Origin of the sequence: Colwellia sp. RSH04 (assembly GCF_003545765.1) — a bacterium.
Classification (GTDB): Bacteria; Pseudomonadota; Gammaproteobacteria; order Enterobacterales; family Alteromonadaceae; genus Colwellia.
Map to the genome: position 1 here is coordinate 1 of NZ_QXIO01000016.1, position 24,327 is coordinate 24,327.

The window sequence follows — 24,327 nt, forward strand, 5'->3', positions numbered from 1 at the left end:
TCCATGACTTGACCTACTATGTATTTCCTATACAAACCTTCTTGAGTTGCCCCGTGGAAGTGGATGCGCATTCTAGACACTTTTACCCTAAGGTCAACCTTTTTTTTAAAATAAGCGACCAAGTGTTTAAAAAGCAACCAACAAATACAAATACCCTGCTCATTTGGTCATTTACTATCCAACTTTACTTATAGGTAGGAGGTTTTTCATTCCGATTTGTTATTATTAGCGAACTTTGATAGCTTTATTGAAGTGGTATTAATGTTACAGTCTTCTTATAATAATAAAATGCAACTTCTAAAAGGCATAATCAAGGGCACACTATGAATATTCTCAAGAACAACATTTCTCATCAACTTAAGCGAGCTTCTTGCGTTTTATTACTTTCTAGCTTTTTAATACCAACTACCGTGATTAATGCTAAAGAAATTGCTATATACCGTTGGGTTGATAAAAATAATGTTGTTCACTTTAGCCAAAACCTGCCTAAAACAGATGAATATACTGAGTTAAGTACCGTGTCTTCTTTCAAAGCGCTTTCTAAAAAAGAGCGCATAGTCAAACAAGAAGCAGAACAAGCTGCAATCGAAGAGCAAGCACAACAAGTTTCACAAGAAGAAAGAGATATTGCTAATAAAGAGCTATTTGAAAAGAACTGTAAAGCAGCTAAGCTCAATATTAAAATGTTGAGCTCTTTTGAGCAAGTGCTTGTAACTGAAACCTCAAAAGACGGTAAATCTAAGAACCGCACATTAACCCAAGAAGAAAAAGAAGAAAAACTTGAACTAAGCAGAAAGCATATTGACTTGTATTGTGTTGATTAATCGTTTTTAAATTATAGATTTTCAAAAAATAAGCCTGACTATAGTAAAATAGACAGGCTTATTTTATTTGTGTGCTTATACCCTATTACAAGGATTTAAAAACTAAACTTCCTTCATTATATTCAAGATTGATTTTTGTACCTTTTGAGAATTCATTTGCTAATAGTTTTTGTGCTAATGGATTTTCAACTTGCTGCTGTATGGCTCTTTTTAGTGGCCTTGCACCAAAAATAGGATCAAAGCCTGCTTCAGCAATTTTTGTTAATGCCTCAGGCTCTATCGTTAATGTTAACTCTTGTTCAGCTAACCTGGCTGCAAGAGAGTGTAATTGAATACCTGCTATTTTTTCAATTTGTTCACCGACTAAAGGATGGAACACTACAGACTCATCAACCCTATTTATAAATTCAGGTTTAAAATGATGGCTAAGTTCATTCATCACACTCGCTTTCATCTGCTGATATTGGCTATCGTTTCCAAAACCTTGAATAATGTCAGAGCCAATATTTGATGTCATTATGATAACAGTATTCTTGAAATCAACTGTTCGCCCTTGACCATCTGTTAGTCTACCATCATCTAAGACCTGTAATAAAATATTGAATACATCGGGATGTGCTTTTTCAATTTCGTCAAGTAAAATCACTGAATAAGGTTTTCGCCTTACAGCTTCTGTAAGGTAACCTCCTTCTTCATAGCCGACATAACCTGGAGGTGCTCCCACTAACCTAGCGACAGAGTGCTTCTCCATAAATTCAGACATATCAACACGAATTAACGAATCTTCACTATCAAATAGGAAATAAGCTAATGCTTTTGTTAATTCCGTTTTACCTACTCCTGTTGGACCAAGAAATAAAAATGACCCTATCGGTTGATTCGGATCAGATAACCCTGCCCGAGATCGACGAATAGCATTTGAAACTGAACCGACCGCTTCATTTTGACCTATAACGCGCTTATGAAGTTCTTGTTCCATATGCAGTAACTTGTCTCTTTCTTGTTCGAGCATTTTAGCAACCGGAATACCTGTTGCCCTACTTAAAACATCGGCAATTTCTATATCCGTTACCTTGTTCGCTAAAAGACTCATTTCTTGCATTTCAGCTTGACTAGCAAGATCTAATTGCTTTTCTAGTTCAGGTAATTTTCCATACTGTAATTCAGACATTCTGTTTAAATCGCCCGAACGTCTTGCTGATTCTAGCTCAATTCTTGCTTGTTCTAATTCTTCTTTTATTGCTTGTGTGCCATATAAAGCCGCTTTTTCTGTTGTCCAAATCTCATCAAGCTCATCATATTTTTGCTGGTTCTGTGTTATTTGTTCAGAAATTAAGCTTAGACGTTTCATGGATGCATCGTCAGAGTCTTTTTCAAGCGCTTTCTGTTCAAGTTTAAGTTGTATTAATTTTCGCTCTAATCGATCTAAGTCTTCTGGCTTAGAATCCATCTGTAAGCGAATACTTGAAGCTGCCTCATCTATTAAATCAATGGCTTTATCTGGCAATTGTCTGTCACTAATATACCTATGCGAAAGTGATGCAGCCGCCACTATTGCTGGGTCTGTTATGTTCACTGAATGGTGTAATTCGTAGCGTTCTTTTAAGCCACGTAATATGGCAATGGTATCTTCTACACTAGGCTCTTCGACAAGCACTTTTTGAAAGCGTCGTTCAAGTGCAGCATCTTTTTCAATATATTGTCGGTATTCATCTAAAGTCGTTGCACCAACACAGTGTAAATCACCGCGAGCAAGCGCTGGTTTTAGCATGTTTCCAGCATCCATTGCGCCATCGGTTTTACCTGCCCCAACCATTGTATGAAGCTCATCTATAAATAGGATAACCTGTCCTTCTTCTTGTGCAAGTTCATTTAATACCGCTTTGAGTCTTTCTTCAAACTCGCCTCGATACTTTGCTCCTGCAACAAGTGCTCCCATATCTAAAGATAATACACGTTTATTCTTTAACCCTTCAGGCACTTCATGATCAACAATTCGCTGAGCTAACCCTTCAACGATTGCCGTTTTACCAACTCCTGGTTGGCCAATTAATACCGGGTTATTTTTTGTGCGACGTTGAAGAACTTGTAATGTACGTCGTATTTCATCATCTCGACCAATAACAGGATCTAATTTACCTTGTTCAGCCCTTTCAGTTAGATCTACAGTATATTTTTGTAACGCTTGACGGACATCTTCAGCATTTTGATCTTCAACTTTTTGTCCACCTCTTACATGATCAATAGCTGATTTGATTCTTTGTTCAGTGGCTCCTAATGATGCTAATATTTTGCCAAGAGCACCTTTATCTTCAATAGCAGCCAATAAAAATATTTCTGATGAAATAAATTTGTCGCCCATTTTTTGGGCATGTTTGTCACATAAATTAAAAATACGGCCTGAAGCGGAAGACAATTGAACGTCGCCACCTGCGTCTTCAACTTGCGCAAGTGTGTTTAAGGCCTCTTCTAATTGCGTTCTTAAAGAGCGAATATCAATACCCGCACTTTTTAGTAAAGGTAATATTGAATTGCCATTTTGATTAAGCAGCGCCATCATCAAATGTAATGGCTCTATAAATTGGTGATCTTTGCCTAAGGCTAACGATTGCGCGTCTGCAATAGACTCTTGAAACGATTGTGTGAAACGATCTAAACGCATAATATTTCTCCTAGCTATAGTATTGTTATAAGGCTAAAAGAATTTTTTTCAATACATACGGTTAAGAAAGTATTGATCTTACTTTATCGCTATGAGTGTTGCCATTCTTCCAGTAATTGATTCTCTTCGATATGAAAAGTACTTATCTGTTAACGTGTATGTACACTCCGGTAATTGCATAATATGCGTAACGCCTTGTTGACGTAATTGAATTTTCGCGATTTGATGTAAATCAGCTAAAAACTTTTTATTGCCTATCGATTGAAAAGCACTATCAAAAGCAATCGACTGATTAACAAAAGAAGAATAAACGTCCATTCCTACTTCAAAAGCTTTCTTTCCTATACAGGGCCCTAACCAAGCAATAATTTCAGTACTATTTACTTGCATTTTTGCTAATGTTTTTTCAATGATATTCGCAGAAAGTGGACGCCAACCACCATGAATAGCGGCAATCTCAGTTCCTTTTCTGCTACTGAGTAAAATAGGTAAACAATCTGCTGTCATAATTGCCAAGGCAATTCCTTTCTCACAAGTAATGCTTGCATCAGCTGATATTAATTCGTTTGTAACTTGCTTAATCGTTACAACCTCATCACCATGTACTTGATTTAACCATTGAATAGAAAGTTCAGGATTTAAAGTGTGTTGAGAAAGTATTTTAGTTAGTGAACTTCTGTTTTCAATAACGCGATGCGGTTCATCATTTACATGCAGACCAAGATTAAAAAATTGAAAGCCTGAAAGGTTTTCGCGAATATCTTTACATATATCTTGTGAAGCAGTTCGCGAAGTCTGTAAGGCCAGTACATTGTGTCCTGGCCAATTAATAAAGTGAATTCCTTGCGTTGATATCATTTTATCCAAAAAAGTTAATACTCTTCGGCTGCATTCATTTTATTATCTTGTTGTAATACGTGCACTAGTTCTACAAAATCTTCAGGTAACTCTGCATGCCAGGTCATCTGCTCACCTGTTATGGGATGGAATAATGATAACATGGCAGCATGAAGTGCTTGTCTTTTAAATCCCCTTAACACATTAAGTAATTCAGGCGTGGCATTTTTTGGAGGGCGAGGTCGACCACCATAAACTGGGTCTCCGATCAGCGGATGTGATATATGAGACATATGCACGCGTATTTGGTGAGTTCGCCCAGTTTCTAAGCGTAACCTTAAACGAGTATGCAAACGATACTTCTCCATCACCCGATAATGAGTCACTGATGGCCTACCAGAAAACGTTACCGCCATATGAGTTCGTTTAGTTGAATGACGACCAATAGGCTCATCAACTACACCACCTGCAGTCATGACGCCATTAGCTACCGCTTCATACTCACGAGTAATTTCTCGTAACTGCAATGCTTCAACCAAATTCGTTTGCGCGGCAATGGTTTTAGCTACAACCATAAGGCCTGTAGTGTCTTTATCTAAACGATGAACTATACCAGCTCTTGGCACCACTTCTAATTCTGGGCAATGATGCAATAAAGCATTTAAAACCGTTCCGTCAGGATTACCTGCTCCGGGATGGACAACTAAACCTGCTGGTTTATTAATAACTAAAATATCATCATCTTCATAAACAATAGTTAATGGGATATCTTGAGGTTCAAAACGAACTTCAGCTTCAACTTGAGCATCAATAGCTATTATTTCGCCACCATACATTTTTTCTCTAGGGCGATCTAAGACTTCACCATTGACGGTGACACAACCCGCTAAAATCCATTCTTTTATCCTTGAGCGTGAATAATCAGGGAACATTTTCGCTAAGGCTTGGTCTAATCGCTTACCTAGACACGACTCAGGAACACTATCTTTATGTTGAATAATTTCAGACATTAAATTCTCTTTTTCTTACCATTAATTGATTAGATTAACCTTTATAAAACCCTATGCTTCGATGCAAAGATAAACTATCGACAATCAAATTGTCATTTGCACTGTGCAAGGCAGGAATGCTAGGTTAGAATGCATTGCTATATTTTACCCTTTTCTGTTTGGGTTTGATATTAATTTTAACGAATAACAAAGTAGTGATAACAAAGTTCATGGAAAAATTGACGATAAAAATTATTATAACCCTCCTTATTTTGTCTGTAACGGCCTGTTCATCAATAGAAAAAGAAGAAGAGATTGTGCCAGATAAATCAGCTCAAGCTTTGTTTGTTGACGCACGTTCAGCTTTAGATAGCGGCTTATATCAAAAAGCGATTCAAATATTAAGTGCCATTGATTCACGCTTTCCATTTGGTCCTATCTCTCATCAAGTACAGTTAGATTTAATCTACGCTTATTACAAGAGTGGTGATACCGCACAAGGCATAGCACTTGCTGATAGATTTCTCAGGTTAAACCCAAATAATTCAAATGTAGATTATGTTTATTACATGCGTGCATTAATAAACTTGTCAACTGAAGATAACTTATTCCAAGATTTAGCTGGAATAGATCGCGCTGATCGCGATCCAAGTGCATCAAGAAGTGCTTTTGATGATTTTAAACGTATTGTTACTGAATTTCCAAACAGTAAATATGCTGCTGATGCCCGCATGAGAATGATTGAAGTAAAATCAAGATTAGCACAGTACGAACTAGCCGTTGCTAAGTTTTATTTGAAACGTGATGCTTATGCATCAGCGGCAAATAGAGCTCGTTATGTTGTTGAGTATTTTGCACCAAGCGCTGAGGTTGAAAAAGCTTTAGAGCTAATGATTGAATGTTATGACAAACTTGAATTAACTGATTTAAAGAAAAATGCAATGCAAGTACTCGCTGCTAATTATCCGAATAACAAGTTAGTTAACTAGTAAGAAAAAATAACCAAATATAAAAACGCGAAACATATGTTTCGCGTTTTTTGTTAACTTTCATTACAAATATTTAGATGGGCTATGTCGAATTCGATTGTAGATTAACCAGCCAGCTAACAGCATTAGCCAATAGGTCTTCGGTTCAGGAATTCGGCGAATATCTTCAAAAATGGGGTCTCTCGCCCATACCGATATATGTGAAATTGCCGTTTTACCAAAAGTATCTGTCATATCAAAAGTTCCTGACATATTATATGGTACCGTTAAATCTATTCCACCACCTAATTCATTTTTAATAATATTAAAGTTAAAGTCATATACTATAAATTCTGGCCCAGCCTTAAAGATAAAAGCTAAATGATCGAAAAAACCATTGCCAAAAAGCGGAAATAATTCTTCGACAATATTAACATCAGGCATAATAGACCAAGTGCCCACTAAACAATTGCTGCCGTTAATAGATGTATTACCAGTACAATTAAATTCAACGTCTAAAATAGTTGAAATATCTATACTGATATCTTCTCCTTCATCGTTTTCTAGACCATTACCGGCCGTAGCATAATCGAAACCACCTACACCTCCGTCATCTTTTCCTAGAAAAACCCAACCAGGGTCGTTAACGCCGTCACTTTCAATTCCACCCACACCACTAATATTTTGTAAATCAGACAGTTCAATAAAAGCTAAATCGCTGCCACCATTATACTGAGGATCAAAAAGTTGATTATTAGGGCTCAATAGAGGATCAGCATTTCCACCTTTTTGCTTTTCACCATTAAGTAATCCATCTTGGTATTGACCAATATTTACACTAGGTAACGGTTGGTCATTACCACTAAGTATACCTTCACATGATGTAGCAGCCCTACCATCATTACTATACAATGCATTTGGTGGAGGAATGAGCGAAAGATCGACGACTGGCCCTCCTGATGCTAGTTGCATAGTGGTTAAATTGACATCTGAAAATGCTTCACCGCCTTCACATAGCGTTGTTGCCATGGTAAAAGAACTAAAAAACATCGTTATTATCATATGTGCACGTAATATCAATTTCATCATAATCCCTCGACAAAAATTTAATAATAGTAATAATTTTAACTAAAGCTAAAGTTTTACAACTTCCAATACAAAAGAGTTAAAATTACAAACTTTGTTTTAAAAGTAATGCATGAAGTGCACCATAGGCATTTTTCACAAAAAAATCACAACGTTAAAGATTATTCATTATTTCAACAGAAAAATAATGTAAAAAAAGCTGACAAGGAGCCAGCTTTTAAAAGAAAATTGAATTGATAAAGTGTTGCTTATATTGCGTCTTGGTTTTCTTCACCTGTTCGAATTCGAATAATGCGCTCAACATCAGTGATGAATATTTTACCATCGCCTATTTTACCTGTTTGTGCTGTTGCTAAAATAGTTTCAACACAACGGTCTACGTCTTCTGTAGCAATAACAATTTCTAACTTCACTTTAGGTAGAAAATCTACCATATATTCAGCACCACGATAAAGCTCAGTGTGTCCTTTTTGTCTACCAAATCCTTTTACTTCAGAAACTGTCATGCCCGTTACACCGATCTCACCGAGTGCTTCTCTAACATCATCCATTTTAAAGGGTTTAATTATAGCTTCTATTTTTTTCATCGTTAATTATCTGTTCGTGGCAAAGTAATATGTCATATTACAGCGTGTTTAAAGTATTTTAGCAATATCCAATTTTACAATTTTTTTTGGTAAACTACAGAAAACTTAATCTTAATCCTCTTTTTGGAATATACATGACCACACAACACACGGTTGATGAACTAAGTATCATCAAAGAAATGAAAGTACTCAGCAAGATTGATGTTAACTTTGAAGTTAAAAGACGAGTTAATTTTATTAAGACTCAATTAAAAGAGTCTGGCCTTACTAATCTTGTGTTAGGTATCAGTGGAGGAGTAGATTCATCTACTTGTGGTCGTTTAGCACAATTAGCTATTGATGAGTTAAATGCAGAATTAGAACATCAAGATAATACATTATATAAGTTTATTGCCGTTAGATTGCCCTACGACGTTCAAGCTGATGAAGACGATGCCCAACAAGCAATTAACTTTATTAAGCCAAGTAAAGTAATCACCACCAATGTATTAGCTGGAAGCGATGGTGTCCACCAAGAAGTATTACAGGCGATGGATAAAGAAGGTCTTCTAACAGCTAATGAAAACCAAATAGATTTTTCAAAAGGTAATGTCAAAGCTCGAATTCGCATGGTCAGTCAGTATCATATCGCAGGCATAATTGGAGCTTTGGTGATTGGCACAGATCATAGTGCAGAAAATATTACTGGTTTTTTTACAAAATGGGGGGATGGTGCTTGTGATTTAGCTCCTCTTTTTGGACTATCCAAAAGACAAGTAAGAGAACTTGCAAGCTATTTAGGCGCACCAAATATTTTAGTCTCTAAGGCGCCTACAGCCGATCTAGAAGATTTAGAACCAGGAAAAACAGATGAAGATGCGCTAGGTATTAGTTACGATCAACTAGATGATTTTTTAGAAGGTAAAGTTGTTTCTGACGAAATAAAACAACATATTATAAATATATATATAAAAACTCAGCATAAGAGAAAAGCAATACCCACTATTTACGATAACTAAGCGATAAAAACCATTAGGGCGTATTTATCGTTGTTTAATCATTCAGCTAAGAGATAAGATATCAACAAAGGTCAACACGCCCTAGTATAACAATCTTTGCATAATCCATTTTATCGTCTATAACTTAATATCATAACGTTATATTGTATAAAATGGATTTTATATGCTTAAACTTGCTTATGATAAAAAGTCACTCTCGGCGACCCCGTTTAAACACTTCACCGGAATAACACTCATAGAACTTATCACTTCAGTATCTATTGCTTCCATACTTACCACCATAGCGGTACCAAATCTCAATCAGTTTTTAGTAAAACTACGCGTAAATAATGAAATATCTATGCTTCATAGAAGCTTACTCACAGCAAGGAACTACGCTATTAATACTGGCAACAACGTTATTATGTGCCCTCTGGGAGATGATGGCAATTGCTCTACTCATTGGCAATCAGATATCAGTGTTTTTATCGACATTAATAACAATAAACGATTTGATAAGAATGAAAACGAAACTATCGTTAGCACAAAAGAAGCAATAAAATCAGGTGATAAATTAATCTATGGAAAAGGAAGAAGTAAAGTTATTTATCAACCAACTGGGCACTTATCTGGTTTAACAAACGGTACATTTAGGTATTGTCCACAAGAGTTCCCATTAGCAATGGCTAGGGGAATTGTCGTGGCGCGTTCAGGTCGCTTTTATAGCACAACAGATATAAATAACGATTCGATTGATGAAACACGCAATAAGAAAAAGTTAAGTTGTGACTAAAGCAATTAAGGGGGGGATTTATTTATGCTACTAGAAAGAACAAGGCTAAAGTGCTATAAAGAGTTATTAAGTAGTACCGAGCAAGGCAGCTTTTTATGCAACAATATAACCCTGAAAACAAACCCGACAATACACGTAAGTCAGCTTACAAAATAAAACACAAACCGAGTGGCTTTACTTTAATAGAATTCATGGTAACCCTTGCTATTGCAGGTATTATTACAGCGATTGCCCTACCTAATTTAGGTGATTTCATTGTTAAAATGCGTGTTGGTAATGAAGTATCCGAAATGCAGCGGTTACTTATGACAGCTCGAAATATGGCTATTAATACCGAACAAAATGTGACTGTTTGCCCAATGAATGCTAATGCCTGTACCGGTGCAAATAATTGGTTAGGTAACATCGGAGTCATTGCTGCAGATGGTACGGTAATAAAACAAAAAGATGCCATTAATGCTGGTGATAATCTCGTTTTTAATGCAAATAATATTACCTATAGTGCCACAGGGTTGTCGAATAATAATAATATCGCAACATTTAGTTACTGCCCTAAAGGGCAGGTTAAGCTTTCACGTGGAGTAACAGTTACTATTTCAGGTAGAAGTTATATGAGTGAAGATATAAACGGTGATGGAAGACACCAAGACAGAACGGGCGCAAACATAGATTGCAGCTAGATAGAGAAACCTCTTAGTTACCGATATACCAAAATCTTTTGTATATCGGTACTTTATGTTTACTATTTACTAACTGACTCATCAAAAGCCATTCCTACTATCAGCGCATTATCTATCATCGTTCAGCTTGAACATAAAGAATACCAATAAATGATAGATTTTTGCTTTATTAATAGTTCATACCAATCTTTATAAGAAAGTGATCTCTTACAGTACTTCCAACAGCGCTAGATTGTAATAAGCGTTAAACATTATCGCGCAATACTAACGCTCCATAATACCGCCCAATATTAAAGTTATAACGATGATTTCAGCGGTTAATACTGGGTTTTGTTATTTTGTTGAACAGAAACATGATTCATTTCAAGTAATAATAGTTCACTTAATGATTGATATTCTTTGTACTCAGTTTCACTAATACAGCGATCCATCAGAAAAGAAGTTAATTCAGCTAAACGGGCGTGTTGCTCTTTGGTCATTGTTACATCCTTGTAATTTTAAAGTTCACAATACATCTTAATTGAAATAACTTTGGTTGCAAGAGATTCCCATAATATATAGGTAATAACTGATTTTCCTGCACTTCTATTTCAGCACAAAGTTATCTAAATTGTCTTAATAGCTAGTCAAAGGCCTCAAGGCTTTTTAAAATGTAAAAACACAACTCTTAACAACAAAAACACTAATAATATTGCAGAGCCTTGAGATAACCAGTGAGGTAACACTTCATGATGCTCTCCAATCATAGGCGCTACGGAAAAATTATAGTGAGCTACGAGCATATCAGTAAGAAAACCGAACAGAACCGCAACACCAATCACCCCGGTTAAATATGAAAACACCGCTCGCTTTCCTAATTCACTCCCAACGACTCCCAATGTTGCAATATTTGTCGCTGGTCCTGCCAGCATAAATACCAGCACAGCACCAGGAGAGACACCTGAAAGCAGTAATCCTGCGGCAATAGGGGTAGAGGCAGTTGCACAGACATACATAGGAATAGAAATTAAAATAACGACAAGCATCGCTAAAATACCACTACCCCATTGGCTAAAAAAGCTGACAGGCACATACGTTTGAATAATTGCGGCAAACACTAGCCCAATCAATAACCATTTTGCCGTATCGCTTAATAACTTGGTACAGCTAAAGGCGACAGCTTGTTTCATGCGTTGCCACATTGAGCTTTTTTCATTTAGTTTGCTATTGCAACAAGATGATTCCTTTTCCGTTTTTTCTTTGATATCGCAGCAATTAGTTTCTTTTTCTGGTGATGAAGCTTCATCATTACATTGAATTCGGCCATTATTACCACAAGTCGACGCTTCGTTTTCAATGTTTTCTTGTTGATTACAGCATCCTGTAGGCTGAATTTTTTCTGTAACATGGGCACTATTACTTGTACTTTCACCTTCGTTACTACAACAAGTCGCAAGCTTTTCAGTTTCGTTAGATAAGGCACTATTACTCTCTAACGTCTCTTTCTCTTTATCTTTTCCTACCAACACACCCGCAACAATTGCACTAGTAATCGCCGCAATCGGCCTAATAATTGCCATAAAAGGGCCAAGTAAAACATAAGAAACAGAAATAGAATCAACGCCTGTTTCAGGCGTTGAAACTAAAAATGCGGTTGTGGCACTCTTTGAAGCGCCAGCTCTACGCAAGCCCAACGCTGCAGGGATCACCCCACACGAACATAATGGCATGGGCGCACCGATAATAGCCGCTTTAATGGTTGTGAATAGACCATCACTACCTAAATGTTTATTCAAAAAATCTTTAGGTAAATAGACATTAATAATTCCTGCGATGAACAAACCAAGCATCAGCCATGGCGCTGACAAGACAAATAACTGCCAAAAATTACTGATTAATTGCATCAACATTCTCCAAAGCTGATAAAATAGAACAGTGAGTCGCTTGTTCTTCACCACCACAACAGGCATTTACAAGTAACTGTAATGAATCTTTAAAACAAGAGAGTTCAGCAATTTTTTGATTTACTTGCTGTAATTTCCCTTCTGTAAATGACTTAACTTCAGCACAACTATGACTCGCTTTATCCACCTTTATTGATAGCAACTCTTTAATCTCATTAAGGCTAAATCCTACACTTTTCGCTCGTATAATAAATTGCATAACTTGTAAAACGTCATGGTTATAAAACCTATAACCATTGCTACCTCGCGAAGTTGCACTAATTAAATTATGTTTTTCATAATAGCGTAATGTATCTGTTGACACAGACAGTATTTTTGCAAGCTCACCAATTTTATACATGATAATTCTCTAGTTGTTTTTTAGGTCAAGTTATTATGGTTTCATAAGTAACCTTTACAATATTTTAATCCTATTATAAAGGTTTGAGTATACTCCAAGGTCAATAGTATTTATTAAATTGTAAAAAAGACAAAGCCAGCTAGTTGCTGGCTTTGTCTTACATTACGTCGCTCTGTTTTAAAATTGGTATTGCTCTGCTTTAGATAATAACTTCTTACTGGTAATTTTATCGCTTGCGCAGGCATTGATATCTTTTTTATTGAAAACAAAAATTTTATCTTGATAATGTCTTCCTGATTTGTCACCTGCCCATTTAAGAATGATGCTGACATGTTCATCATTTGGCAAAGATTTCAACCCATTGCCGTATAAACAAAAAGTATCTATTAGTGAACTAGAAATTGACTTATAGTGCGCCTTTCTTTCTTGAGCTTGAGCAACCTTAAGTTGCTTTTGTTGTTGATTTATTTTTTTTACTTTTGCATCAAGTTTTGCTTTGCTTTTTTTTAGTTCAAGTTTTTCTTTTTCTAATTTGGCGAGTTTTTCATTTAATTTCTTTTTGTCTTGTTTATCTGCATGTTTTAGTTGGAACGAATAATCTTTACTCTCTCTTTCATTATCACGCAGCTCATAAGCAATTTCGCGTTGTTCATGCCGCAATTCCCGGCTTTGTTCTCTCTGCCCTTCCATAACTTCAACAACACGTTCGAACTCTTGCGCTTCAGATTCCATCTGACTTACCACTAATTCTAATTCTCGAGCATGTGATTGTGAATGAATAACGACATCTTCATCTATTTCAATTACTTCATTTGGTCTTACAGAGACAGGAGCAATAGGTGCTGAAGGCATAACAAAAGACATATTATGGCGATTAAAACTTCTGCTAATGTCTGAATTAATGGTAAAAACAGCGCCTTGTCCATGTAGGTAAACACTCTCAACTGAACGAAGATTCGTTTTGCTGTTGCCTTTTCCAACCGTTACAGACGACTTAATGATATTATTCATTACTTCTAGCTGGCGATTAATCTTTGAATAATTATTATCATCTGCCTGTACTGAAGCAGAAAGAAAAGCACTTGTTATTAAAATTCCACCACAAAAACTTGCTAAACCTTTATGCTTTGTATTTATAGTGTTATTTGATTTATGTTGACTAACTGTGTTCATTTAATACTCCTAAAATAGCTATTTAAAGCACATTTATTTAATTATTATCTTTTTCTTACTCGTTTTAATTTTTTAGATATCTTCGTTTAAAGAGCTTTCATTTTCTGCCTCGTTAGTTAAAGAGTTTATCGGGCTCATGTTTTCATCACTTGCTTTTAAACTTATTTTTTGAAAACCTATTTCTCGCTCAAGCTGTTGAAATTTTATTTTTTGAGCCAATTGTTCATCTTTTCTTTGTGCATTAATAAAGCTGATAAAATCCGTTAAATCATCTTTTCGCTCTTCTCGAGAAGCGGTCAAAATATAACTGGCTAGTTCAAGATTGTTACTCTGCTGACTTTTATAAATATCAGCACGATAATTAGCCAAAACGACCTGTTGTTCCGCCGCGTATTCCCTTAACTTCAAAGAAACTATCTGCTCTACTCGTTGATGAACCTCAACCGCTAACCTTTTTTCTACTTGTTCGTTTACTTGTTGTGAAATTAATGTGGTCACATCTACCTCATCCGCCTGAGGGTTTACCCAAGATAAAACTAATGCCACCATAGCTAATGAAAAAGCAGCTGACATTACTGGCATTTGCCACCAAGTCCAAGATAACACTTTGCCATTTGCCTCATTACTGTCAAAACATTGCTCAAACGCAGCAGCTCTATTCCAATGTGGCACTTCGTGTTCTATTTCTTCATTTACTTTCTTTACAATTTCACTAGCAAATAGGTCGAGCTCTTCAGTATCTTTGTTTTGATATTTAGACATGCCCTATCTCCTTATCTTTTATATCTTTACTCATATGTTCGAATGAAATATCTTGCGCATTTAATTTCGCTTTTAGCTTTTCTAAGCCACTATAGAGCTGAGATTTCACCGTGTTTTTCGATATTCCAAGTTGATGCGCAATATCTTCAAACGTGCATTGTTGAAAAAACTTCAACTCAACCACTAATTTTTGTTTTACTGGCAGTGAGCTCATTGCATTCACTAACTCACTTGATTGCTGTACAGAAAACAACGCTTGCTCAGGACATAGTTCCCCATCAATATTCTCCTGCTCAGGAACTTCATCAATCGAACTCATAGGTCGCTTACGTCGATAAAACTCTAAACATCGGTAATGCGCGACTTTAAATAGCCAGCCTTTAAACGGGCTATCTCCTCTAAACGTTTTCAAGTTTTTAAATACAGCGACAAAAGTGTCTTGCATTAAGTCCATCGCATCCGCTTGGTTATTCACCATCCTCAAAGCATAATTATATATGCCCTTTTCATAGCGCTTAACTAATGCAATCCAAGCTGACTTTTTCCCTTTAAGCGCTTGAGCAATGAGTACATCATCACTACGTTCAAACACACACGGCTCTTTTATTATTCATAGTTTCCTGCTTCATATTATTGACTACTGAGAGAATACCTCTGTTCATTAAACCGTATTAGGCTCTCATTTTTGTTGTTATGTATATAAAGTTGTATGGACAACAAAAAAAGTTTGAAATAATTTTCAGTTTTTTAAATTAATTTACCTATTGATAAAATAAAAACAATTTTAAATCAGTAAATCATAACCTTATAAAACAAAAAACCACCTGACGGTGGTTTATAAAAATAAGTTTCTAGCTACTTAATATATTCGAGTGATGAGGTGATTGCAGCAACTTGAGCCTGAATACAATTCTCATCATCAACTAACGGGCTATCTGGGTATACTTCTGTCGTAGTAACAAAAGGAGCTTCGGTTAGCCCCATACATAAGCCTAACGCTCTGGCCGAATAATTAATCACGCCAACTTGTTCAAGTTGCACACCAATTAATTGGTTATTTTCATCTGCAGGTGCAATATGTGTCACTTTCTCTACGCCACTAATAATCGCTTTTTGAAATTCAGCTTCAGGCTTTGTTGAATCCCCTACAAGGTAAAAACCATCAGGAATATTCCAATTTTTATGTTCCGAAGCATCCCTTGCCGCCAATGCAGGACGAAACTCACTATTATCGGTGTCAGTGGTTTCGTGTAAATCAATATGTAAATGAATCTCACTATTAATGCTGACAACAAATGCCATTAATGCCGCCGATTCCTCAGCAGGGCTTTCACGATAGAACGATCGATTTGGATCGATCGCTTTAGGGTTCCATCGATTAATAGTTTCATAACCCCATGGGCTAATACAAGGCGCAACAATTAAGTTAAACGACTGACAATAGAGTCCTCCTTCATGTTTTGCTTCCTCTTCCATAAAGCGAATAGCACCTTGAACACCACTTGTTTCATAACCGTGGACACCACCAGTGATCAGTACCGTCGGTTTACTCTCATGCCAATTTCTACTACATAGTACATAAAGTGGGTAACGCTGTTCATCAATTGATAATGCACCGTATTGTTTAAGTTCAAAATGAGAAGTTAACTTAGGCAGCTTCTCTAACACTTCCTCTTGGTAAGAACGTTTTATATTTTGTTTAGCGAACCAGTTTTTTACATCACCTTCATGCCATTTTTGTCCATGGGTTCCAATAGGGTATGGTTTACTCATTTTTACAAATCCTGTCGTTAGATTTTATTCTGTTGTAAATAAAAAACCCGAAACAAAAAGGTTCGGGCATATACATTTAATGGTACCTATGAGAGATTTTTATATTACTTATCTGCTCTACCCATAAACTTTTGCTCTGCAGTATTAATTTTAATTTTATCACCTATAGAAATATGCTCAGGCACTTGCACGATTAAGCCTGTTGATAACGTTGCAGGCTTAGTTCGAGCACTAGCAGAAGCGCCTTTGATTGACGGATCTGTTTCAGTGATCACCAATTCAACACTTGCCGGTAAATCAATTGCCACAGGAGCGTCATCAACAATAATAACCGATAATCCTTCTGTTTCTTCGTTGATGTACAATACTTCATCACTGATAGAATCTTTGCTTAAGTTATATGGCGTATAGTCCTCGTTATCCATAAAGACATATTCATCGCCATCAATATAAGAAAACATAGACGGACGTCGACTAAGATCAGCGAAGTTAAGCATATCTTCTGCTTTAAAAGTTTCATCAACTTTACCACCCGTAACAACATCGTAAAGGCGCATTCTGTACAAACTACCACCAGCTCTACCTTGCGGAACAGAGCGAGTGATATCTCTAACAATGAGTACTTGGCCATTGTGTTCTATGGCGGCATTTTTCTTTATTTCACTGGCCTTTGGCATGTGAGTTTTCCTTTTAAAAAATACGAATGCGTAATGCACTTTAAACTGAAAAAATTATTGCCTGAAAATAGCATGAACAGTATCGATTGCAAGTGCTTTATTTTTATCGAGTAGCAATAATAGTGTGTTTCGTTAACTATTTATGCAAAATATATACTAAGTGAAAAAACAAAAATGAGAGCAGACATTAAAACTTACTAACTAGATTTCACAAAAAAACCTACAGATAACCGTTATTCAGGACATAAAAAAACCGATTTTATGTAAATCGGTTTCTTAAAAAAAGGTTGTTTTTTAGCAATAACTATTAGTTAAATTTGAGTAATTACCCAACGCTAAAAAGTAGAATTACTCGTACGAGCGCTCTAACCATGCTATTTGAAGCTTTAGTTCCTCAATTTCACGGTTGGCATCTGCCAGTTGTTCTACAGCAGACTTCTGTTCATTGGTTAGGTTATCAAGTTTAGCATCAGTATTATTTGACATAGTGCGTCTTTCCTCATGGGCCATAATAGCCTCCAACAATTGTTACCACGCTTGTATTATTACACAAGAAGTTTCATATGTAACCTCTAAAACAAAATATTTAACATTCATTTAGTAAATATTTAATTACGAATCGAAATATAGAGGTAACAAAAGAGGAAGAGTTAGTGTAATTAACGTGCAATTAAGAAAAGTGAATAAAGTTTGTAATGAGGCGAACTACGCTAGAAATGTAACGGCAGAGAAATGAAAAAGATCACTTAGCGTTTTGATTTAAATACATGAATATCTAACCAAGCCTTTGCTTCCTCAATTGTCTGTACCACTTTATAATCGCCATAAGGATCACCATACTTCTCTAACATGAATTTTGGTAATAACGGAGGGTTAACAAAAACTATTTCAAGACAATTATTTTCAAGAGCCCATTGTTGTAACTGTACTAACGGGGTAACAACCTCTTCTCCGCCTCCCTCCCATTGGCTTAAGTCAACTATTCTGGCCCAGTAATTTGGACTCATTGACTTAGCTTGCTCCATGACTTCAAGTTGATAAGTTTTAGTTTGCTCGTAATTCCATGGACCATAGAAGCGAGAAATCAATATATTATTTTCTATTGTAATGTCAAACGAGCCATGTAACCGCATAAATACTTCGCCCTGAGTGTGTTCAATCAAAGGTTAATTTTTTAACGTCATCTAAATAATTATTAAACCTAAATATAACACACACTTTTACTAAAAGTGAAAGCTAATTTCTTATATATATCATCAGTTAAACACTGCTATGATATCTCTATACCCATCAACTAAAAGTATAGGAATCAAATGAAATATGTACGCTTAGGAAGTAGCTCGCTAGATGTATCAAGAGTATGTCTTGGTAGTATGACATGGGGAGTTCAAAATAATCAAAATGACGCTAATCAACAGTTAGACTTTGCACAGATGCATGGGGTTAATTTCATTGATACTGCTGAAATGTACGCAGTACCACCTAAAGAAGAAACTTACGGCAAAACCGAAACTATTATAGGGAATTGGTTAGCAGGTAACCCTTCAAGAAGAAAAGAGATTATTCTAGCATCTAAAATTGCTGGCCCTGGTTTTTCATATATTCGAGACGGTGCACAGTTAAGCGGTGATAATGTAATAAAAGCGGTTGACGCTTCACTAAAAAGACTGCAAACAGATTATATTGATTTATACCAGTTACATTGGCCAAATAGACAAACATCCCATTTTGGCAATCATTGGCCAAATCAAGCTCAGTTTACTGAAGTTAATGCTGCGCAACAAACGGAAGTGATGCTAGATGTACTTGAAGGCCTTGCTAAGTGCGTTAGTACCGGGAAAATAAGATATTGCGGGCTATCTGATGATACGCCTTGGGGAATAAGCCAATATTTAAAACTGAGCGCAAAATATAACTTGCCACGTATGGTATCTATTCAAAATGAATTTAGTTTACTACATACAAAGGATTGGCCATACCTCATTGAGCAATGTGTTCATGAAGATATTGCTTATTTACCTTGGTCTCCTTTGGCCACGGGGCTACTTACAGGTAAATACTTAAATGGTGCTAGACCAGCAGGCTCAAGGTTTACCTTAATGCAACGTAATGGTTTATTTAGAGATACCGATAACGCCAATAAAGCAGTACAAACTTTTGTTGATATCGCTAAACAACATAGCATTAGCCCTGCTCAATTAGCACTTGCTTGGTGTGATCAAGTTAACGGGGTTACATCAACGATTATAGGTGCAACATCTTTATCGCAATTAGAAGAGAACCTAAATGCATTTACTATACCACTATCAACGCAAATAAAGGATGATATTGCACAATGGCTTAAGCAATCCCCTTCACCTTTTTAAGTTAACCTATTTTTTAGTCATTAAAAAAGGACAACCTAGGTTGTCCTTTTTGCATTCAAATAAAACTATGCTTATTTAGGCGTTGCTTGTAAGTTCAACGTGATTCCAGACGCTGCTGAATAACCGTAGATATCTATATACCAAACACCCGATTGTGGATTAGTAAAAGTACATGACTCACTGTTTCCACTCTTCCAAGAGCGACAATCATAAGCACTACGCGTTGATTGTGCACCTTGAGTGATATACAAATCTGCATCACCGCTTCCACCTGAAGTAGTAAAAGTTAAATCAGCAAAGCCATCAGCTAAATCGTAAGTGTAACGAGTCCACTGTCTTCTGCTTACCGAAATATTATCAACGGTTTCATTAACAGGTTGAACTACACCACCACCTGTACTTGCAGGAGTGAAGGTAGCTAGTAAGTTTACACCACTAAAGCTGTTATAAGCTTTAACCATTACATGGTATGTACCACCACTTTCAGCGCCGGCACAAGATTCACTGTTTCCGTTAGCCCAAGGACGACAATCATAAATTGAGTCTGAAGGAGCTGAGCCAAATTTAACATATAAATCAGCATCACCAGTTCCGCCGCTCATTGCGAAGTTAACATCTGTTGCACCCGCTGGTACTTCAAAAGTAAAACGAACTTCTTCATCTTTAAGTGCCGTTATGTTTGTTTCACTTACGCCGTTCTCAAGCACGCCGTCTACTGGTGTAGTAGTACCACCACCGCCGCCACCTGTTCCACTACCTGAACCATCACAACCGTTCGCGGTAATGTAGTCAATAGCATCTTTAGTTTGCGCTAAACCGTAACCAAACTTAACATCACGACCTGCTGAGCCTAAGTCTTCAGCTGTAGCATTTAAAACATTACGGATTTCAACATTAGTACAACTTGGGTGATGACTCCAAACTAACGCAGCAACACCAGCAACGTGTGGAGATGCCATTGAGGTACCACTCATTTTACCGTATTCACCTGAACCAATATTAATACTCGCTGATAATCCAACGTTATTTAACATTGCTGCACCGTCAGTATCTGAGACAGTAACACTTGGAATAGAAGTCGCATTAGCATCACCTAATGTTCCACCAAAGCTGCCTGCGGCATTATTATAAATAATTGCGCCAACACCACCGCTATCTTGACAAGCTTTTACTTTATCATGGAACGATATATTTCCACGTTGAATTAAACAAACACTACCAGCAGCACCACTATCTGTTGCTTCACCTGTACCAAAGTTATACAAAGAACCACTTGCACTACCTTGGTTTTCCATTGCATTTGCACTGTAAGCTGTGTTACCTACAGCAACATCGACAACTGAGCCTAAACCGTCAGGGTAAGTTGAATATACATCAACACCAGGACCTGAAATTTCAACTTGACTATTCTTTTGAGAGAAATCAGCTAACACTTTACTGCTATCAATCGCAGCAACTGATACTACTGAATCGTAAGAGGCAGGGAAACTTTCAGCATCGGTTGTGCTAGAAACAACCCCATCATTACCTGCAGCAGCGATTAATAATACACCTGCATCATATGCCGCTTTGATACCGTTACGTTCTGTCGTACTTGAACCAGAGCCACCAAGACTCATGTTAATAACATCAGAGCCATTGCTTACACAGGTATTAATTGCATCAACTAATTGAGATGAGTAACCCCAACCCGACTCATTGAATACTTTAACAATGTGCATACTAGGGTTTGAACCAATAACACCGCGAACACCTATACCGTTATTTAAGGCTGCAATTGTACCTGCTACATGCGTACCATGTGGGCCGCCGTGATCAAACCAATTTCCTGTACCACTATCGTTAGTACCTGTAATAGTACCGCCCTTAGAACCCATATCTTCATGAGGTAAGTTTAACCCCGAATCAATAACACAGATTTTTTTACCACCAGCACTTGCTGAAGCAACACTATCGTCAACTAAATCAGCTTGAACTTGGCTAATACCATAAGGCACGCTTTGTGCCATGAAACGGCGTTGTAAATCTTCTTCTACATATTCAACATCGTTATTCATTGATAATGCAAAAACATCATTCAATGACAGTTCAGCTGTTATGAAGTTAGACTCAGGAAATTCTTGGTGAATCTTAGCTCCTAAGCTCATTAATTTGTTTTTAACTGCGGCTTTACTCGAAGCACCCATTGCACTATTTGTAAAAGAACCCACTGAAGGCTGCTTGTATTTTACAATGTATCGCTTAGGCAATTGTGAAGAGTTTACTTTAGTTAAAGCGTTATCCGTTAAAAGAACGCCTTTAGGTTGGGCTGCGTGAATAGCTGTAGACACAGCTAAAGAAAGAACACTCGTTGTTGTTAAAAATGTCGCTAATTTCAACGCTGACTTCTTATCTTTATTATTGCTTGACATAAATTTTTCCTGTCTCTTTAATTATAGTTATGAGTACTTTTATGTAACGATGTGACTTCCCTTAAAACTCATCGTCACACAAATGTAACACTATATTAACAAACAAAACAAGTGTAAAATTTATACAAATAATAGTCTAAAGAGAACGCCCCCTTACACTAAGTAAAAAATAACAACCTAAACAACTGAAAAATAAAGTTATTTACGAATTCTCAATAAAAAGGTATTTTATATAATAATTATCTTTTTCTACCTAACTCTTTTTAACAGAAAAGTTAGTTAATTTTTTGTTAAAAACATGTCATTGTGTATTCATTCGTCTAAGGTTAAGCTACTCCAACCTTTATAAAAGCAATTATAAAAATAGGAAACGACATGTCTCAATTTATCGGTGTATATGAAAATGCTTTGAGTGATGATCTTTGTGACAGAATAATGAAACAACATCAATCAAGTAATGATGTACAGCAAGGGCGTGTTGGCAGTGGCGTTATGAGTCACTTAAAAGACAGCCATGACGTTTCGATGATCCATAATAACTCATGGCAACCGCTGCAAGAAGAAATAATCAATGCCAGTTACCCTATTTTACGAAGGTATTTAGAAGAACATTATCTAGCAGTGATTGCAGCCATAAACCCGACAGTTACCCATCCTAAAACGGGTGAGCCTACGGTGGTCACTAAAGACAATTTTCATGAAGTGGGTTTGCCCTATCTCGATCAACTTATTCAATACATCTTTCGATATGACGGTTTTACGGTACAAAAATATGATCAAGGCAAAGGTGGTTATCATTATTGGCACTCTGAAATTTTTCCTCAATTGCCAGATAATAAACCACTGCATCGTGTGTTAGCTTTTCTATACTATTTAAATGATGTTGAAGATGGTGGAGAAACTGAGTTTCATTATCAACAACTTAAAGCAAAACCTAAGAAAGGTAATTTAATTATTTTTCCAGCAGGGTTTACTCATACCCATAAAGGCCATATCCCTCTATCAAGTGATAAATATGTTGTTACCTCATGGTTAATGTATAACCGCGCCGAACAACTATACGGTCAACCTAATAATTGATAAAGCCATTAAAGACAGCTAAGCTGTCTTTTTTATTTTTAGAATGCTCAAATATGGACTTTAAAACTTCTATTTATTTGTTTCTTATTATCGTCATTTCGCTTTCTTCGTTCACAACTGTGCAAGCCAATACGACAGGTACTTTACCTCCTCCACGAAAATTAACTCCAGAACAAGCCAAAGTGGCTTCAGCGAACTATCAAAAGTATTGTGCGCTTTGTCATGGCGAAAACAGAGAAGGCCATGCTAATGATCATGCCCCTTCACTGAAAAGTAAAAGCTTATTTGAATCAGGTGTACCGCATGCTATTTTAAGACCCATGTCATACGGTAGAAAAGGCACAGCGATGGGAGGTTACCTTGATGAAGTGGGTGGCCCTATGACATTAGATGAAACCTGGGATCTCACCTATTGGCTGTTCGAACAAGCAGGCGTTGAACGCTTAAAACTATCGACTAATCCAGTGTTGGGTGATATCAAGTTAGGTGAAAAAATATACCAAAAAGAATGCAGCCAATGCCACGGTATTCAAGGTGAAGGTGTAACAGCTCCTGCGCTGGGTAATCAATCTGCGTTGGCACACAATACCGATGAATTTATTCGACATGCCATTATCAATGGCCGACAAAATACACCAATGGTGGCGTTTAAAGACAAGTTATCTAGTGAAGAGATAAACAGCATTACCGCATTCCTTAGAAGCAAAGCATTAGGCTGGAAAGAAGAAAGAACTATTTTAAAAGCACTGCCTGCACCTGAAGAATACGTTATTAATAAAGACGGTAAAGATCCTAACTTTACTCTTAAAGATGGTATGTACGTGTCATCTAAAGATTTATACGATGCGATGAAAAATAAGAAAAGAATGGTGTTACTTGATACGCGTGTAACCTCCGTTTGGCAAACAGCTCACCTTGAGGGGTCAATTCCATTTCCTTACTACGCTGATTTAGATGAAACAGTTAAAGGCATTCCGTTTGATGTACAAATTGTTGCTTATTGTTCCTGTCCGCGCGCCGCTGCAGATTATACTATTAAAAAGTTACGCGCTAAGGGTTACACACGAACCGCTGTGCTTTGGGAAGGCATCTTTGGTTGGATGCATTTAGGTTTACCTGTTATGCGTGGCGATATTGAAGGCGTTAAAGATTAACTTTTGTAAATGCAGCACCTGCTAAGACGTGTTGATCTTTGTTAGGGGCTGTTGATCTTTCGGGGTTGTTTTTGCAGCTTTTTGTTGGATATTTGTACAAGACAGAGCCTTTGTCATGTGGTTATTCCACATAAAAAGGCGATAACGCCGTAAAAATGACCAACAAACGCTGTCCGAAGAATTCGGACAAAATTTAATCGCGAAAGATCAACAGACCCTAATATTTAAACAAAGGCCAACACGCC

24 protein-coding genes and 1 pseudogene are annotated in these 24,327 nt (G+C 36.7%); 8 read left to right on the plus strand and 17 right to left on the minus strand.

From position 1 onward, the window contains the following. Positions 1-323 precede the first annotated feature (323 nt). Positions 324-824, plus strand: a complete 501-nt coding sequence (locus D1094_RS17350; RefSeq protein WP_118961367.1) for a DUF4124 domain-containing protein — start codon at positions 324-326, stop codon at positions 822-824. An 85-nt stretch (positions 825-909) separates the two neighbouring features. On the opposite strand, the gene clpB is transcribed toward D1094_RS17350, so the two are convergent. The 3 genes from clpB to rluD form a co-directional block, all read right to left on the minus strand. Beyond that, a complete protein-coding gene (gene clpB / locus D1094_RS17355) occupies positions 910-3,486 on the minus strand; it encodes an ATP-dependent chaperone ClpB (protein WP_118961368.1) in 2,577 nt (858 codons plus the stop codon). Positions 3,487-3,564: 78 nt separating this feature from the next. Next, positions 3,565-4,344: a peptidoglycan editing factor PgeF gene (gene pgeF / locus D1094_RS17360; RefSeq protein WP_118961369.1), complete on the minus strand. Its 780-nt coding sequence runs from the start codon at positions 4,342-4,344 to the stop codon at positions 3,565-3,567. Positions 4,345-4,358: 14 nt separating this feature from the next. Continuing rightward, positions 4,359-5,333, minus strand: coding sequence for a 23S rRNA pseudouridine(1911/1915/1917) synthase RluD (rluD, locus tag D1094_RS17365; protein WP_118961370.1), 975 nt, complete (start codon positions 5,331-5,333; stop codon positions 4,359-4,361). 209 nt (positions 5,334-5,542) lie between these two features. Between rluD and D1094_RS17370 the strand changes: the two genes are divergently transcribed. Further along, the gene (locus tag D1094_RS17370) at positions 5,543-6,301 is read left to right on the plus strand and encodes an outer membrane protein assembly factor BamD (RefSeq protein ID WP_118961371.1); all 759 of its coding nucleotides are present in this window, start codon (positions 5,543-5,545) and stop codon (positions 6,299-6,301) included. A gap of 63 nt (positions 6,302-6,364) precedes the next feature. Here D1094_RS17370 and D1094_RS17375 read toward each other — a convergent pair whose 3' ends face one another. Then, positions 6,365-7,366: a hypothetical protein gene (locus D1094_RS17375; RefSeq protein ID WP_118961372.1), complete on the minus strand. Its 1,002-nt coding sequence runs from the start codon at positions 7,364-7,366 to the stop codon at positions 6,365-6,367. Between the two features lie 248 nt (positions 7,367-7,614). Continuing rightward, the gene (glnB, locus tag D1094_RS17380) at positions 7,615-7,953 is read right to left on the minus strand and encodes a nitrogen regulatory protein P-II (RefSeq protein ID WP_118961373.1); all 339 of its coding nucleotides are present in this window, start codon (positions 7,951-7,953) and stop codon (positions 7,615-7,617) included. A gap of 134 nt (positions 7,954-8,087) precedes the next feature. On the opposite strand from glnB, the gene nadE reads away from it, so the two are divergent. The 3 genes from nadE (at position 8,088) to D1094_RS17395 (ending at position 10,403) form a co-directional block, all read left to right on the plus strand. Next, the gene (gene nadE / locus D1094_RS17385; protein ID WP_118961374.1) at positions 8,088-8,951 is read left to right on the plus strand and encodes an ammonia-dependent NAD(+) synthetase; all 864 of its coding nucleotides are present in this window, start codon (positions 8,088-8,090) and stop codon (positions 8,949-8,951) included. A gap of 163 nt (positions 8,952-9,114) precedes the next feature. Beyond that, on the plus strand, positions 9,115-9,723 hold the full coding sequence (locus D1094_RS17390; protein ID WP_118961375.1) for a GspH/FimT family pseudopilin: 609 nt from the start codon (positions 9,115-9,117) through the stop codon (positions 9,721-9,723). Between the two features lie 95 nt (positions 9,724-9,818). Next, entirely contained in the window at positions 9,819-10,403 is a 585-nt protein-coding gene (locus D1094_RS17395) for a GspH/FimT family pseudopilin (protein WP_118961376.1), read from the plus strand. Positions 10,404-10,720: 317 nt separating this feature from the next. On the opposite strand, the gene D1094_RS18685 is transcribed toward D1094_RS17395, so the two are convergent. From D1094_RS18685 to D1094_RS17435, 10 genes are all read right to left on the minus strand, one after another. After that, on the minus strand, positions 10,721-10,882 hold the full coding sequence (locus tag D1094_RS18685; protein WP_182440235.1) for a hypothetical protein: 162 nt from the start codon (positions 10,880-10,882) through the stop codon (positions 10,721-10,723). A gap of 156 nt (positions 10,883-11,038) precedes the next feature. Further along, positions 11,039-12,286 (minus strand): SO_0444 family Cu/Zn efflux transporter, encoded by a 1,248-nt coding sequence (locus tag D1094_RS17400; protein WP_118961377.1) that lies wholly within the window; start codon positions 12,284-12,286, stop codon positions 11,039-11,041. Beyond that, positions 12,270-12,686 (minus strand): Zn(2+)-responsive transcriptional regulator, encoded by a 417-nt coding sequence (zntR, locus tag D1094_RS17405; protein ID WP_118961378.1) that lies wholly within the window; start codon positions 12,684-12,686, stop codon positions 12,270-12,272. Before zntR ends, D1094_RS17400 begins: the two co-directional genes overlap by 17 nt. A gap of 177 nt (positions 12,687-12,863) precedes the next feature. Beyond that, entirely contained in the window at positions 12,864-13,859 is a 996-nt protein-coding gene (locus D1094_RS17410; protein ID WP_118961379.1) for a hypothetical protein, read from the minus strand. Between the two features lie 72 nt (positions 13,860-13,931). Continuing rightward, complete coding sequence (locus D1094_RS17415; protein ID WP_182440236.1) at positions 13,932-14,621, minus strand: hypothetical protein; 690 nt, start codon at positions 14,619-14,621, stop codon at positions 13,932-13,934. Further along, positions 14,614-15,213 carry an RNA polymerase sigma factor gene (locus D1094_RS17420; RefSeq protein WP_118961380.1) on the minus strand — a complete coding sequence of 200 codons (600 nt, stop codon included), beginning with the start codon at positions 15,211-15,213 and terminating at the stop codon, positions 14,614-14,616. Before D1094_RS17420 ends, D1094_RS17415 begins: the two co-directional genes overlap by 8 nt. Positions 15,214-15,476: 263 nt before the next feature. Then, the gene (locus tag D1094_RS17425; RefSeq protein WP_118961381.1) at positions 15,477-16,394 is read right to left on the minus strand and encodes a M14 family metallocarboxypeptidase; all 918 of its coding nucleotides are present in this window, start codon (positions 16,392-16,394) and stop codon (positions 15,477-15,479) included. 104 nt (positions 16,395-16,498) lie between these two features. Next, positions 16,499-17,071, minus strand: a complete 573-nt coding sequence (gene yeiP, locus D1094_RS17430; protein WP_118961382.1) for an elongation factor P-like protein YeiP — start codon at positions 17,069-17,071, stop codon at positions 16,499-16,501. Positions 17,072-17,419: 348 nt separating this feature from the next. Beyond that, on the minus strand, positions 17,420-17,557 hold the full coding sequence (locus tag D1094_RS18690) for a hypothetical protein (RefSeq protein WP_182440237.1): 138 nt from the start codon (positions 17,555-17,557) through the stop codon (positions 17,420-17,422). Positions 17,558-17,817: 260 nt separating this feature from the next. After that, complete coding sequence (locus D1094_RS17435) at positions 17,818-18,204, minus strand: hypothetical protein (RefSeq protein ID WP_118961383.1); 387 nt, start codon at positions 18,202-18,204, stop codon at positions 17,818-17,820. A gap of 180 nt (positions 18,205-18,384) precedes the next feature. Between D1094_RS17435 and D1094_RS17440 the strand changes: the two genes are divergently transcribed. After that, positions 18,385-19,437 (plus strand): aldo/keto reductase, encoded by a 1,053-nt coding sequence (locus D1094_RS17440; RefSeq protein ID WP_118961384.1) that lies wholly within the window; start codon positions 18,385-18,387, stop codon positions 19,435-19,437. A gap of 71 nt (positions 19,438-19,508) precedes the next feature. Here the strand turns inward: D1094_RS17440 and D1094_RS17445 are convergent, their stop codons facing one another. Beyond that, complete coding sequence (locus tag D1094_RS17445) at positions 19,509-21,848, minus strand: S8 family serine peptidase (RefSeq protein WP_118961385.1); 2,340 nt, start codon at positions 21,846-21,848, stop codon at positions 19,509-19,511. 375 nt (positions 21,849-22,223) lie between these two features. Here D1094_RS17445 and D1094_RS17450 point away from each other — a divergent pair, with 375 nt between their 5' ends. Together D1094_RS17450 and D1094_RS17455 are read left to right on the plus strand one after the other, a co-directional pair. Next, positions 22,224-22,928 (plus strand): 2OG-Fe(II) oxygenase, encoded by a 705-nt coding sequence (locus D1094_RS17450; protein WP_118961386.1) that lies wholly within the window; start codon positions 22,224-22,226, stop codon positions 22,926-22,928. A gap of 53 nt (positions 22,929-22,981) precedes the next feature. Beyond that, positions 22,982-24,082: a c-type cytochrome gene (locus tag D1094_RS17455; RefSeq protein WP_118961387.1), complete on the plus strand. Its 1,101-nt coding sequence runs from the start codon at positions 22,982-22,984 to the stop codon at positions 24,080-24,082. Here D1094_RS17455 and D1094_RS19030 read toward each other — a convergent pair. Next, positions 24,072-24,275 (minus strand): annotated as a pseudogene (locus D1094_RS19030) (hypothetical protein). The gene D1094_RS17455 and the pseudogene D1094_RS19030 overlap by 11 nt on opposite strands. Positions 24,276-24,327 lie beyond the last annotated feature (52 nt).